The sequence below is a fragment of the Corynebacterium glaucum genome, from assembly GCF_002287505.1.
GTDB classification, from domain to species: domain Bacteria; phylum Actinomycetota; class Actinomycetes; order Mycobacteriales; family Mycobacteriaceae; genus Corynebacterium; species Corynebacterium glaucum.
The window spans coordinates 1871118-1885045 of sequence record NZ_CP019688.1; the positions used below are offsets into that span (position 1 = coordinate 1871118).

At 56.9% G+C, this 13928-nt stretch carries 13 protein-coding genes; 7 read left to right on the forward strand and 6 right to left on the reverse strand.

The genetic code is table 11. From position 1 onward, the window contains the following. Window positions 1-32: 32 nt before the first annotated feature. Window positions 33-518, reverse strand: coding sequence for a DUF6270 domain-containing protein (locus CGLAU_RS12630; RefSeq protein WP_415877158.1), 486 nt, complete (start codon window positions 516-518; stop codon window positions 33-35). Here CGLAU_RS12630 and CGLAU_RS12635 point away from each other — a divergent pair. Genes CGLAU_RS12635 through istB form a run of 3 tightly spaced genes read left to right on the forward strand, consistent with a single transcriptional unit; the run spans window position 514 to window position 2515 of the window. Beyond that, window positions 514-867 carry a helix-turn-helix domain-containing protein gene (locus CGLAU_RS12635; RefSeq protein WP_415877129.1) on the forward strand — a complete coding sequence of 118 codons (354 nt, stop codon included), beginning with the start codon at window positions 514-516 and terminating at the stop codon, window positions 865-867. The genes CGLAU_RS12630 and CGLAU_RS12635 overlap by 5 nt on opposite strands. Then, window positions 780-1724 carry a Mu transposase domain-containing protein gene (locus tag CGLAU_RS09085; protein WP_157731316.1) on the forward strand — a complete coding sequence of 315 codons (945 nt, stop codon included), beginning with the start codon at window positions 780-782 and terminating at the stop codon, window positions 1722-1724. The genes CGLAU_RS12635 and CGLAU_RS09085 overlap by 88 nt, the downstream gene beginning before the upstream one ends. Further along, window positions 1721-2515: an IS21-like element helper ATPase IstB gene (gene istB, locus CGLAU_RS09090; protein ID WP_095660419.1), complete on the forward strand. Its 795-nt coding sequence runs from the start codon at window positions 1721-1723 to the stop codon at window positions 2513-2515. The genes CGLAU_RS09085 and istB overlap by 4 nt, the downstream gene beginning before the upstream one ends. On the opposite strand, the gene CGLAU_RS12290 is transcribed toward istB, so the two are convergent. After that, window positions 2457-3200, reverse strand: a complete 744-nt coding sequence (locus CGLAU_RS12290; protein ID WP_157731318.1) for a DUF6270 domain-containing protein — start codon at window positions 3198-3200, stop codon at window positions 2457-2459. The two genes, istB and CGLAU_RS12290, sit on opposite strands and share 59 nt — an antisense overlap. Before the next feature lie 224 nt (window positions 3201-3424). Here CGLAU_RS12290 and CGLAU_RS12525 point away from each other — a divergent pair, with 224 nt between their 5' ends. The 4 genes from CGLAU_RS12525 to CGLAU_RS09110 all read left to right on the forward strand — a co-directional run bounded on the left by CGLAU_RS12525 (window position 3425) and on the right by CGLAU_RS09110 (window position 7631). Further along, window positions 3425-4264 carry a DDE-type integrase/transposase/recombinase gene (locus tag CGLAU_RS12525; RefSeq protein WP_232507094.1) on the forward strand — a complete coding sequence of 280 codons (840 nt, stop codon included), beginning with the start codon at window positions 3425-3427 and terminating at the stop codon, window positions 4262-4264. A gap of 110 nt (window positions 4265-4374) precedes the next feature. After that, complete coding sequence (locus CGLAU_RS12640; RefSeq protein ID WP_415877149.1) at window positions 4375-5064, forward strand: Mu transposase domain-containing protein; 690 nt, start codon at window positions 4375-4377, stop codon at window positions 5062-5064. Window positions 5065-5067: 3 nt separating this feature from the next. Continuing rightward, the gene (locus CGLAU_RS09105) at window positions 5068-5835 is read left to right on the forward strand and encodes an ATP-binding protein (protein WP_095659072.1); all 768 of its coding nucleotides are present in this window, start codon (window positions 5068-5070) and stop codon (window positions 5833-5835) included. Between the two features lie 602 nt (window positions 5836-6437). Further along, the gene (locus CGLAU_RS09110; protein ID WP_157731320.1) at window positions 6438-7631 is read left to right on the forward strand and encodes a glycosyltransferase; all 1194 of its coding nucleotides are present in this window, start codon (window positions 6438-6440) and stop codon (window positions 7629-7631) included. Between the two features lie 42 nt (window positions 7632-7673). Here CGLAU_RS09110 and CGLAU_RS09115 read toward each other — a convergent pair whose 3' ends face one another. The 4 genes from CGLAU_RS09115 to CGLAU_RS09130 form a co-directional block, all read right to left on the reverse strand. After that, complete coding sequence (locus CGLAU_RS09115; protein WP_095660422.1) at window positions 7674-9623, reverse strand: glycosyltransferase; 1950 nt, start codon at window positions 9621-9623, stop codon at window positions 7674-7676. Window positions 9624-9633: 10 nt separating this feature from the next. After that, on the reverse strand, window positions 9634-12006 hold the full coding sequence (locus CGLAU_RS09120) for a CgeB family protein (protein WP_198304906.1): 2373 nt from the start codon (window positions 12004-12006) through the stop codon (window positions 9634-9636). A 95-nt stretch (window positions 12007-12101) separates the two neighbouring features. Then, on the reverse strand, window positions 12102-12971 hold the full coding sequence (locus CGLAU_RS09125) for an ABC transporter ATP-binding protein (protein ID WP_095660424.1): 870 nt from the start codon (window positions 12969-12971) through the stop codon (window positions 12102-12104). Beyond that, on the reverse strand, window positions 12955-13878 hold the full coding sequence (locus tag CGLAU_RS09130) for an ABC transporter permease (protein ID WP_095660425.1): 924 nt from the start codon (window positions 13876-13878) through the stop codon (window positions 12955-12957). The genes CGLAU_RS09125 and CGLAU_RS09130 overlap by 17 nt, the downstream gene beginning before the upstream one ends. Between the last annotated feature and the right edge of the window lie 50 nt (window positions 13879-13928).

Genomic DNA, 13928 nt, shown 5'->3' on the forward strand with positions numbered 1-13928 from the left:
AGGCAGCACATCAAGGTTCGGCGATCCACCAACTAGCCACGGGTAAGCGCACTCAGCCTTTCGCCCTGATACGTATTGAAGTCCTCACCGTAGTGAAATGGGCTTTGTCCCCATTTGTGATGCTTCGCCGCAACGAGCTGAGTCGGATACTCGATGAAAATCGGCTTCCGGTCGTATCGCGAGATAATGTCATACAGTCTCGAGAGCTTGTTGTTCTGTCTCGAGATTAACTCCTGGTTGGGGAGCGGTTCCCCGCCCTCCGCCTCAGTAGCCCAGAAAACCTTGTTCAGAATCACCGACTTATGCCTCATAGCTGTCATGAAGTAGCGCCAACCATCCTCGAACAAGTCGAAGTAAGCGGAAGAAAACACGTCCAGCGACTCGCCTGTAATTGCAAGATCCGTTGCACGAAACTCAGGGCTACAGGTGAAACGCTTCTGCCCTGTCAGCGCTCTTTGAAAAGTAGCCCAAAACGCTCCTCGAAAAGTAGCCCATCCGAAAAAGATTGGATGGGTGATTTCATTGGATCAATGGGCTCAGATCCGGTTTCTGCGTGGGCAGGGACTGTCGATTAGGAAGATCGCTGCCGAGGTCGGCTGCGCGAAAAGGACTGTTGAACGGGCGCTGGCGTCTGATTGCCCACCTGAGTACTCGCGGCGGCCAGCGAAACCGACCACCTTCGATCCTTATGAGCCGGCAGTGCGCGCCCTACTGGCCGAGTCGCCCCGGTTGAATGCGAAGGTCATCGCCCAGCGGGTCGGGTGGGAAGGATCAGAATCGTGGCCAGAATCCGCCCGGAGTACCTGCCACCAGACCCGGTTGACACCCTGGACCACCTGCCGGGACATGAGATCCAGTGCGACTTGACGTTTGCCCCGGGCGGGCTGCCCGATGACACCGGGCTATTTCGAACGCTGCCGGTGTTGGTGATGGTTGCTTCCCATTCCCGCTTCGCCGGGGCGCGGATCTTGCCGTCGCGCACCACCGACGACCTGCTGGCCGGGATGTGGGACCTGCTCGAACACACATTCTCAGCAGTTCCCACCAGGCTGGTGTGGGACCGCGAACCCGGCATCGGCAAAGCCAGACTGCGCGACCCAGTCACCGCGTTCGCCGGTGCATTGGGATGCAAGATCGTACAAACCCCGCCCAGGGACCCGGAGTCGAAAGGCATCGTGGAACGCACCAACGGGTACCTGAAAACCTCATTCTTCCCGGCACGGCGCTTCACTAGCCCGAAGGATGTGCAAACCCAGCTCGATGACTGGTTTACCACCGTGGCCAACGTGAGAACACACGCAGTGCTGAAAACCTCACCAGCTGAAGCATTCACCACAGATCGGGCCGGGATGCGGCCGCTGCCGCCGTTCACGCCCACATTCGGCACCCGCCCCGCAGTGCGGCTGCCACGCAACTACTACATCACCGTGGATACGAACCATTACAGCGTCGACCCTGCTTACGTCGACCGGCTCGTCACGGTGCACACCACCTTGCACCAGGTCATCGTGAACGGCCCGGGCGGGGAAGCGATCGCCACCCACCAAAGAATCTGGGCGAAAGGCCGCACAATCACCGATCCTGCCCACCAGGCCGCAGCCAAGGCGATGCGACAGCAACGCGTAACCACCCCTGCGCCCCGAACCAGCTTCGACATCGACATCGCCGATTTAAACGTCTACGACCGCCTCACCTCAACACCGACGACAAGGACCACCGCATGACCCGCGCCACAGCACAAGACACCACCGCAACAATCCACCGCTACGCCAAACAGCTCAAAGCGCCGCGCATCGCAACCATCCACGCCACCATCGCCGAACAAGCCCGTACCGAATCCTGGACACACGAGGAATACCTCGCAGCGGTGCTGTCTGTGGAAGCCACCGCCAGAGCAGAATCCGGTGCCGCCCAGCGCGTCAAACGTGCCGGCTTCCCCTCAGTGAAAACCATTACCGACTTCGACTTCACCGCCCAACCCGGCATCGACCGCGCAGACATCGCCCGTCTTGAAACCGGTGCCTGGGTCGCCACCGCTGAAAACGTTGTCCTGCTCGGCCCGCCCGGCACAGGCAAAACACACCTCGCCACAGCACTCGGCATCACAGCAGCCCAGCAAGGCTACAGGGTCTTGTTCGACACCGCCGCCGGGTGGATCAACACGCTGACCGAAGCACACGCCATAGGCAAACTAGAACCAACCCTGAAACGCTTAAGCGGCTACCACCTACTCATCATCGACGAACTCGGATACATCCCGGTGGAAGCAGACGCCGCGAACCTTTTCTTCCAACTCGTGTCCCGCCGCTACGAGCACGGCTCGATCATCGTCACGTCCAACCTGGCATTTTCCCAATGGGCACAATGCTTCGGCGATGTCACAGTCGCCACCGCCATGGTTGATCGCATCGTCCACCACGCCAAAATCTTCCAACACCGCGGCACCAGCCACCGCATCAAAGGCAGGGAAATCCCCGCAACAACCCCCACGCCGCAATCACATCAGGCACAATAACCAACGACCACACTGGGCTACTTTTCAAAGAGCACCAGTGGGCTACATTTCGAAGAGCACTCACATGCCCATCTATTTGCAGAGGCAGTCTCTCATCAATGAGATCGACGAGAACATAATTGCCTGGTGCCTTCGAAGCCAACTCAACATTGGTTTTAGCGAGATCACCTTCGACCATCCGCCTCTGAAACTCGCTTGGGTTCTTCTCCAGTGCACGTCGATCAAACTGCACCGGCGACGAGTGCAAACTGGAGAAACTGAATCGAGCACGGTAGCCAGCGAGTGGGCGACCAGAAAACTCGAAGCTGTCCCTAGAGACACAGCTACCCATTACGAAGATGAAGTTATCCCACTTGATGGAGTCGACATTGAAGAACATGACTGAATCCGAATACCATCTGCGCAAGAACATTCGAATATGTCTTGCGTTGCTGGCGCGGAACGTTTTCTCGAATCTACGAACCTCGCCCGCACCTACCAGATAGATGAAAAAGAACCCCGCCGATGATTCAATGAAACCTTCGGGCGGATCCTGCAATTGATCTTTTCCGATCCCAAGAACAATTTTCTCCCCCGGGGCGGCCATATACGATCCTGAGATAGAGAACGTCCCCTGCTCATCCGGGGTAACCACAAAGTTGACAGCCGAATCGAGTGCGTAGAGACCTGGTGGATTTAGTGTCACGTGTCCATCGCTTCCTGGTAGTGAAATGATGCCGGAGGGCTACTCCGCCTAGTGGCCACGCCTTCCAAGCACGAAGTTTCCAGCCCAAGTGTTGCGCGGTCGTGTCTAGTAACACCGTGGTGAGTATTGAGTAACGCATTGGTGAGCATCCAGTAACGGTCCGGGGGAGGATTCTGGTGACCGCGTGACTTCAGGGCACGCGGCGTTACCAGAGGAGTCTGATTGTGACTGACTACCGGGCGGTAATGGATCAAGTGCTGAAAGGCTGGTCTGTCCGCCAAATCTGTTCGAGTTTGCGGTGCTCGCACACCACTGTGCAAAAAGCCCGCGGTGCGCTGGTGGAACACAACATCACAACGCGTGAGCAACTTCGTGGGGTTGCTGATCATGAGCTGGCGGACTGGTTCGTCGACGGGCGCAGCCATGCTCAGGGGGATTTCGTCCCGATCGATTTCGACGCTGTCGCCAAGGCGCGCACCGGGCGCAACAAGGTGACCTTGCAGGTGCTGTGGGGCCGCTACACCGCACAGTCTGCGGGCACAGGCCAGCGGTATTACAGCTACGAGCGGTTTCGCCAGCTTGTGGCTCAACACGTTGATGCAGCCGGGCTGACCGCCAGGATCACCCATGCCCCAGGCCATACGATGCAGGTGGACTGGGCAGGCACGAAGATGCCGCTGTTTGACCCCACCGGCGGGCAAGGCTTGCAGGTCAGCATCTTTGTCGCCTCGCTGCCGTATTCGGGCATGGTATTCGCCTGCGCGTGCGCGGATGAGCGCCAGGACGCGTGGCTTGCAGCCCATATCCGCGCGTTCGAGTACTTCGGCGGGGTCGCCGAGGTCATCGTGCCAGATAACGCCTCGACAGCCTCGAACGCGATCAGTGCCGCGATAAAAATCGCCGGGTCAACTCCACCTACGAGGAGTTTTTGGAGCACTACAACACCGCCGCGTTGCCGGCCCGCGCGAAACGACCCAAAGACAAGGCCAGCGTCGAAGCCGCAGTCAAGATCGTCACCCAGAACGTCATCCACGCACTCGATGGCCACCAGTGCGTCGGGATAGACGAGCTCAACGCAAAAATCACCGCCCTGGTCGATGGGATCAACGCTGCCGAACCGTTTCGCGGCAATGCGACGAGCAGGCGCGCATTGTTCGATCAGTTCGAACGCGACGTGCTCACCGCGCTGCCTACAACACCGTGGCAGCGCACCGAATGGAAACGCGCCAAAGTCGCGCCCAATTTCCACATCAGAGTGCACAACGTGCATTACTCGGTACCGCACCAACTGGTGGGCCGCACCGTGGACGTGCGTATCACCGGTGACAGCCTCGCCGTCTTCGACGCCGGGCAGCGTGTGGCCACCCACCAACTCGCACGTGTCCGCGGGGTGTACGTCACCGACACCGACCACATCCCGGCGAACATGGGTGACACCCGGGGGTTGTGGACAAGCGAGTACTTCCTGCGCGAAGCCGCCAAAATCGGGCCGGCCACCCGCCAGGTGATCTTTGAGCTCATCGAAACCAAAGCGATCCCTGCCCAGGCGTACCAAGCGTGCCGCAACGTGCTCAACATGGGCAAACACGCCAACAAGCCAATCCTCGAGGAGGCCTGCCGGCGTTTGGTGTCCACCGACGGCGCCAGGCGTGCTGTGTCGTATACCGCGGTGAAAAACATGATGGCCGCCGTGCGCAAAGACACCTCCACACGACCCACAGGCACTGACCTTTCAACCGATCTGCCAACAAGCAGACCCACCCGTGACGTGCCTACCCCGACAGCGCGTGACACGCGCGGCGCCTACCTCGGTGGTGCCGCCCAGTTCAGCCTCGAAAACCTCACCAAGAAGGGATCTGCATAACCCATGCCCCGCCCACAACCAGCATCAGCATCCGCCCGCTTCCTCGACGAATCAGTCCTGCCGATCTTTACAGATCTGCGGATGACCGCCTTCGGACAAAGTGTTATCGACATCGCCGCCGATCCCGCATTCGACGATTGGAGCTTCTCCGACAAAGTGCTCTACGCACTCGATAAAGAGGTAGCGGCCAAGCGTGAGAGGCGAGTCAACAAACTGCTCAAAGCATCCCGATCGCCAAATCCCGATGCTTGTATCGAAGACGTCACCTACACGCCCGACCGCACCATCAACAAAGAGCAAATCACCCGACTCGCTCACTGTCAATGGTGCCAAAGCGCACAAAACATTGTCATCCTGGGCAAATCCTCCGTCGGCAAAACCTACCTCGCCCAAGCACTGCTCACCGCAGCGTGCCGAAACGACTACTCCGCACGCTTCTTCCGCACCGACACACTCGCCAACCACCTCGCCGTGCTCAAACACGACGACCCAGCCCGCATCACTTTCCTCGAAGACCTCCACCACACAGACGTGTTAGTCCTCGACGACTTCCTCACCACCCCAATCGATGCCGCCACCGCACACCAGCTGCTCAACATCCTCGCAGAGCGCGAACCCCGCGGATCCACCATCGTGACATCCCAGTTCACACCCGACGAATGGTACAAATCCATCCCCGACGCCGTCATCGCCGAATCCATCCTCAACCGACTCGTCGCCGGCGCCGAAATCATCACACTCGAAGGCACCAACATGCGACTGACCCCATAACCCCCGCCACCAACCCAAACGCCCGGGCGTTACTCGATACTCACCCGGGCGTTACCGGAAACCCACCACGCCGTTACTAAAAACGTGGTCTAAACACCCAAGAGCGGATAAAACACCCAGCTCCAGCTCGAGGCGCCAGATGTATGAAGGTGCGGGCCTCTCGTAGAACTTGCAGAATCGATTGTCTTAAAGATTGATCCTCTTGAGATAGTATTCCATTTATGGATATCGCCCTGCGAATTGACTCGATGGGCGCGACGAGAGGAGGCGCAGGCACTGGTCGGACCTATATTTCAGAGACGATCGATCTAATCCGAGAATGGCCCCTTCCTTTCGCCGTTGCGCCAGCAGGAGAGCACGATATCTCCGTTTCGCTTTCCCACCCTTTCGATCTTGATCCGGCCCCACTGACGAAGCTTAAAGGGCTGCAAAACTTTTACCGGAAGCCGCCGAATCGGTTCACGAGAGGGCGTTGGCAACCGTCACCGAGAGGGAAATCAGGTCACTCTAACCAGGGAAGTAGTGTTGAAGTAGTTAACTAACTGTATGACTAACGGCTCCACGGAATGGGGCCAACGAAACCTATCGATTTAGAGGAAAAAATGGTTTTCATTGGGACCACAAGGTTCAGTCTTTTCAAGCCGGACTCTGGGGCGTGGCGGTCGTCCGCAAACGGCGCATTCTCTAGTCCAGAGCAGTATAAAGAGTATTTGTTCTCGCCTCGGAGGATCGAACCGAGAATGAAGATTTTACGTGAGGTCAGTCTTCCAAACCTCGCTGTTGCGGCTGAATCCCACACTATTCGCCACATCATCCACTATTCGCCGGAGCTCCCATCTCAATATTTGCGACAGCTGGAAGCATTGCAACGCGATTTTCCTTTCGTTGTACTTTCCGACGCCAGCGATTCAACTGGGGCGAGACACCCTTACACCATTGCGAACGAACTAAATCCTCACCAGAAGCCGTATGTAATTTACCGATTGGACGACGACGACTTTCTGTCAACGAGCTACTTTGATCAACTTGCCCCGCTTGTGAGCGAGGCCAACCTTGGTTTTCGGGTCTCATTGGCGGCGGGGTTAACCGGCATTTTCGATGGCGAGCGATTCTCAACCATCCGATACTCGTACAAGCCATACATCGCGATCGGCCTAGCTGGCATATACGGACGGAATTCCCAAGGGCAATTCGTAGCGCCTGCTGAGACAGCACACAACCTTTCGGACCGCGTCGGCACTGTGATGGTGGATGCAACCGAGTGCTCATACTTCTGGACCCGTCACGCGGGGCAAGACACCGATTTCGGCAAGAATGAGGGCTTTGACGTAACGAGGAAAGAGGTGGCATCGCTCCCTCCAATTCCAACGAATTGGAACCTATTCGAAAGTTTTCCGAGCCTAAGAGACCATACAGATAGCTTAAGCCGATCTGAGGTAATCAGCGATACCGACGTTTCGGAAGACGGGAAACCGCTCAGAATTAATGCGACTGGACGATTCTCACTCTTGTTGGATGCCACCTTCCCCGATGGAATGCAGGCCAACGCTGGCCTAATCAGTTTCCAGATTGAACGTGACGGGGTCCCGACAGACGACATTGAAGTCCAGGGCATGACTCGATCCCCGAACCCAACTATCGGGCAGTACCGCTACATCACGACGTACGCGGGGCGCAGATCAAACCAATTTGACTTTGAGCTTCCTCCCGGCTGTGAAGTGATTGGTGCCAGGATTACTCCATTTGGCGCATTAGGCAAGCCATTCCACATAAATAGTCTTTACATACTCCAGTGATCGCTCTTCGCAAGCGCGGCCACGTTTGGCCGGTGGCAACGATTACGGGACGTTGTAGGGAACGGGAACTGTGGCAACATAGAGCTGCTTAAATCGTTCCATCGAGTAGCGGGTCTGAACGTATTCATCGCCTACCCGACGGCGGCTCTCATAAGTGCCGAAGTCTTGGCACTCAAGGACGTAGTCACGCATCTCGATGAGGCTATCGAAGATGTACTCATTTGGGTACATGTATTCGGCACCTGCCCAAGGACGCAGCAAGGTAATGTTTCCCGACGCAAAGCCTTCAGCTGCAGCTACGTGTGACCCCTCTGCATCGCTAAGTGAGAGGATAAATCCCTTGTCTGCAAGTGCTTCGGTGGTGTCCACCCACCCTTCAAACTTCACGGCCGACTCGAGGCCATTCACGCGAACGAACCTCTCGCATTCCGCAAAGTATGCCCGCTCGGCGGGGTCGTTGAAGACCCAGCTCAGTTCATCCGGTCGGCGGCCGAAAACAGTGAGGGTGTAGCGGTCATCCACTTCTCTCAACGACTTCAGCAACTCGAGTGCCCGACGGTACCCCTTCCGGATTGGGATACTCCCGACCATCACCAGATTGAAAACCTTGTCTGGGTCGTTCGACCTCTGGTACTTCTCGACCTCGATGTAGTTCGGAACGTAAACCACTTTTTCCCTATCGAAATCGAATACCCGTTGAGTCTCCTCAAACATTCCAGGAGCAATGGTGATGACCCGATCAAGCGCGTCCCGCTTGATCTGGTTCCCGTAGTCTTTACCGGTCTCAAAACGATGCAGGCGCACAGTGAGCGATTGGCGAGGATTCTTATTCTCCGAGTACCACACCGCATTGCCGAGCATCCATTCGCAGTGGATAGCGTCAGCCCAGTCTCGAAGGCGCTTGCTTTGCTCCAGATCGTGAGTCTCGTGCCCCGTCCACTCGTCCACCTGGACCTGGTAAAACGACTCGAGTTCTGGGACTGCCGGCAAAATGAAGCGAAGATCGTACCCCGCGATTAGAAGCCGAATCTTGATCTTTTCAAGGAAAGCGTCGTAGTCCTTGTTCAAGAGTAAGTTACAGATTTCCGCAAACCGCGGCCCATACGTGAAGGTGCGTACGGCTATCTCGTGCTCTCGGAGGAAATCGGCTAAAAGATTGAACGAGCTGCGCTTGAACCCGCCTTTGTTGAACCGGATCATGTTCTGGATCGCTGCCGAAAGTGCCATTTGGCCACGTAGTGCGAAGTAGTCGATGCCTATCCGGCCGAGGATTTCAGTCGACTGGCGCCAAGCCGATACGTGGTTAAGCAGTTCACGGTCCTGATATTGCTGGGTGCTCGACGCTGCACTGGAGTCGAGCTGAACGTTATAAACGAAGTCCGGCTCATCCGAGTATTCGATCTTCCCAAGTTCAAGCGCGCGGTAGAGATAAATCGCGTCTTCTGCGAGACGGAGATCTTCTGGCCACCTCAATTTATTGGCTTCGAGGAACTCCCGGCGGTAAAGGCTGCATACCGTCGTGCTGTGTTCACGGACCACCCGTGCCACGCGTTCAGCCTGAGTAGAAGTTTGATCCCAACCGTCAATGCGATTCATGACGACCCGCTCGCGGCCGTTGTCGCGAATTAGAGGCGCACGCACCAAGTCTGCGTTGGTTCGCTGAGCCAAGCCCAATTCGGCCGCCACGCCAGCCGGAAGGATTTCATCATCTGGATCGAGATGGAAAATATACTCACCGGTCGCCATTGTGAGCGCAGTGTTCCTCGGCACCGATGGTGTACCGCTGTTCTTGGCTAGTCGCGCCGCTTTCACCCAAGGTCGGGTCGCTTGGAAGTTCTCAATTTTGACGTAGGTGTCATCGGTTGAAGCATCGTCGACAAACACAACCTCTGTGCCCGGGATGGTGTTCTTGAGCGCATCGAGGGAGTCGAAACAGCTCGAGATCTTCGAGGAAACGTTGTAGCTGGGGATGAGAACTGAAAGAGTCGTCATTGTGTTTCCTCTAAATCACGTAGTACAGGGACGGTTGACCGCTTTGCAGGTCTTGGATAAGGCCCTTGAAGTGAGTGTCCTTAACCAGCGTTGGTGCTGATTCAGCCAACCTAACCTGCGAGAACCTTGATTGGGCGGTGTCACTCACCAGATCCGTTGCCGCAACCACAGGGATATCGGTGTACTGCGCGTGCATGGCGTGATCCGCAAACGTTTCTGGCCGGATGTTGCCCTTGCTTAGCCGCTCTAACGGAATCAGCACGATGAGTTCATTGCCAGAGTAGAGCTGGTTCATCGGTGTTTCCCCTGACTGCAGCATCGGTTCCCACACCACCGCAACCCCGCCTCGGTTGAATTCGGTGAGAGCATCCGCGTAAGCGAGATTGTCCACCGCGCTGCTCAAAAGGATAGTTCTGGGAGCACCCCATTGCCCGACACGCTTGAGCGCTGCGAACGCGTCGCTTGCTTCTTCAAAACTGTTCACACGGACCACGAGTGGCGGGACGGAAACCGACCGATCATTTGGCACCTGAGCTACAGCCAATATGTCAGCGAAGCGCTCACGGTACGTATGCGACGAGAGCACCTTACGGAGGTTCACCTCTCGAGCCCGATTCATTTCTTCGTCGCTGAGCCGCTTTAAGCCGGATGGGTTCTTGTCCAGATAGAGCACATCGTCACCGAAGAGTTCATAGACCCCATTGGAGTAGTTGGAGACGACGTAGGTATTGCAAGCCATGAGTTCAAAGATTCGGCGCGCAAACATGGTTCGGCTCACCGTCTCTGTGTTCACGGTCATGCCGATCTCGGATTCTTTGTACACATGGGCCATGTCCTCTCCGGAAACGGGAGGATTAAGTGCGTACTGGAACCGGCGCGGGAAGATCTTCGTCGGGTCATCCGATCCGTAGAACCGGTCGTAGATCTTCAGCTCTCGATCCGAAGCTTCAACCGCGTCGAACATCGTCTCCATGTCGAGGCTGCGTTGCTCGTGATTGGAGTACCATCCGCCGGCGAACACCACGTCGCGGGAACGATGCGCCCCGTTCGTCGGGTTGAAAAGGCGAGGCTGGACAGCAAATTGCATGACGTGCACGCTCTGGTGGCCGTACTCACTGCGGTAACGGGCCGCAGACTTGTCGTCGGTGGTGAAAATGTGGTCGAAGCGAAGCGCCGTGTCTACGAAGTTGTGCTTCTTGTCCTCGTAGTGAGAGGGGTCTTCCTTGTTCCAGAAGACAGTGGGAATGCCGCGAGCTCTGCAGTACTCGAGGATCTTCAGCAGTTCGGTGCGGTTCTCGTAATTGAAGTTCTCAGACGCGTACACGCGTCCCTTCCAAGGACGAGCCTTGGAGTCATGACCGCTCCACGCCGACTCGCAGAAGAAGAGATCCGGTTGGTGCGCTTCGATTTGCTCTCTCCACGTGGAGTAGTCAAGTGAGACAAGGTCGCATTCATATCGAAACGAGTTGTAAGAAAACTCGTCGAGAATCGCGGCAACCTTGATGTCTGCGGGCTTTCGACTCGCGTACCACTCAGGATTCTTGCCCGAGAAAGTTACTCGAACCCTGTTCTGCAGATTGGTCGAATCTCCCCACTGATAAAAGGACAGAGCCAGTTTCTTCGCTCGGCGCGGTAGACGAACCGCTACGCGGTTTTCGCTCACCGAGCCGGTGACACCGAGGTATGAGAAGTAACCGTACTTGTCACTACGAGAGGGCAGAACCGGGAAATCCATCTCACTGCCCGCTTCACCGAGCACCTTCACCGCCACGAGAGCAGCCTTCGCATTAGCTTTCCCGTCGCGAGTCAGCAGCGTGAGATCGATGTTCGCTTCCGTTGCTCCTTCAACATCCACTGTGATCTCGAGAGGCGACGCTGTGAGGTGCACCGGCTCGTAAGGAGCAAGAAACTTATCGACGTCTACATCCAACGTGGTGGTAAATTCGCCAGCCCGGGTTTGCTTGGTTTCAGCGTTAGCGACACCGAACTCTCTAGCTCGCTTCTTACCGTTGGGAGACGGAAATGTAATTGTTGGCTGTGTCTCCAGTCGCTCGGCGAGCACCGTGTCGATCCAACTGGGGAGCCGATCAATCCTCGACGATAGTTCGTTGAGTAGCGCGGATGTCCCGAACTCCGGATCCTGCAGTTGTTGCGTTTCTGAGATAAGGCGATCCAGGCGAGCGTTGAGACGCTGGTTCTGACGCTCCTGACGAGCCGATCGAACGATCAAGCCCGCCCCCAGTGCTGCGGTCGCAGTCGAAGTGAGAATCGATGCAGTCCGCGCGTTCTTCGCACCCGTAGCAGCTGCAGAAGCCACCGCTCCAGTTAAAGCTGCCCCACCTAAAGTAGCGATTTCGGCGATGAAAGCTTTTGGCTTCCGCATGTCAGCGATCCTTCTTCTCGTAGCAAGCGATTCCGGCATATCGTAGCAAGCATTGCGCTTGCGCTCTCCGCTGAAAAAGACGGAGATTTTTAGACCTAGCCACCACCGGAGTTCGTGAAGAAGATCGCCGGCCGACTGTAGTTGAGTTTCACACCTTCGAGAAAGTCGTAAGCCGGGGCTTTATCTTCCTTGCCTAGGAGCCGAGCCCACTCGTGGTACAGCGGCGAAATCTCTTCCATGGGGCCGTCTTCGATGACCTCACCTTTGTGGATCCACACTGCTCGATCACAAAGCTTCTCGATGGTGCGGATGTCGTGCGAAACAAGCAAAAGGTTGCCCGCCTTGTCGATGACCTCGCCGATCCTCTGTTCAGCTTTGGCTCCGAAGGCTGCGTCGCCGGTCGACAACGCTTCGTCGACAAGCAAGATCTCCGGATTGACTGAGGTGGAGATGGCGAAGTTGAGGCGAGCCCCCATGCCTGAGGAGTACGTGCCCATCGGGCGGTGAATTGCTTCGCCGAGTTCTGTCCATTCCGCGATGATCCCGATCTGCTCGCGCGCCTCCGCGGGGGACATGCCGAGTGCTAAGCACCCGAGGTAGATGTTCTGCTCGCCGGTGAGATCGCGCTGCAGCGCGGGTGCGACTCCCATGAGCGTTGGGCGGGATTTCACCAAGATGCGCCCCGTTGTCGGCTCCTCGCCACCCGAGATGAGGCGCAGCAACGTTGATTTGCCCGAGCCATTCAGGCCCATGATGCCGACGCTCTCCCCTGGCGAGACCACCATGGACACACCTTTCAGGGCTTCTACTCTCTGGCGGCCTCTGAGCATCCGCGAATTTTTCAAATCCTCCGAACCGCCGCGGCCAATCGCGTAGGTCTTGACCACGTTATCTACGACTATCGTGGGGTCCAGGTTGCGCGATACGCGGTCAGATTCGGTCAGGTTGCTAGCTAAGTCGGACATACTTCGCCTCCGCTAACCAGAAGTAGAACAACCCGACGACAAACGTCCCGAACGTCCACAGGGCCAGGATTCCCCACGTCGCCAGATCTGGCGGACTGCTGTAGATCACGCTGCCTCGCAGGGCCTGCAGGAAGAGGTACGCCGGGTTCGCCGTCATCAATGAATGCAGCATCGGGTGGTCCACAAAACGGTCGATCGAGAACATGACCCCGGAGAGGAAGAACCACGCCTGGCTGGCGAACGTGATCAACGCGCGGGTATCCGGTATCTCCGCGGTGAGCCTGGCTGCTATCAGCATGAGGCCGCATCCGAAGATGTGCATCATCAGAAACAGTGGCACGGCCAGAATGATGGACCAGTTCAAGCCCTCAAACTTTTGGTACCCAATTGCCATGATGACGGCGATGAGAGCCGGGAGGATGTTGTCCAACAGATTCCGCAGCGTCTGCGAAATCGCCAAGGCCGCCCGCGGAAATTGGAAAGTCTGGATGAATCCCCGTGAGTTCCGGATCAGCATTGAGCCCTGATTGAGCAGCGCCACCATCATTCGCATGAAGATCACGCCGATGACAAGGAACCCGAGGAAGTTCTCCACGCCCTTCGAGGTTTTCAGAACAAGGCCGAATAGGAACGCGTAGAACAACACGTCCAGCAGCGGTTGGAGCACAAGCCAGAGGCGCCACAGGCGGTAGTCCTTCGTGGTCCGCAAGGCTTTCAATCGCGCATCCGCCCAAATGAAAGACCGGTAGTCCCACAGCTGCTTGCAGTAGGCGAAAAAGCCCGGGCGGCTCTGAAGCGATTTCAGCCCACCTGAATCTACGAAGTGGACTGGCTGACCCGCGCTGAGCACGCCTTCCAAACGCTCGAGCGAGGCATCAGCCTCTGATTCGCGTTTAGCTCTTGTCATCCCCACGGTCCCATTCTTATTTGAAATAGATATCCTTCAGGTTAGGCAGT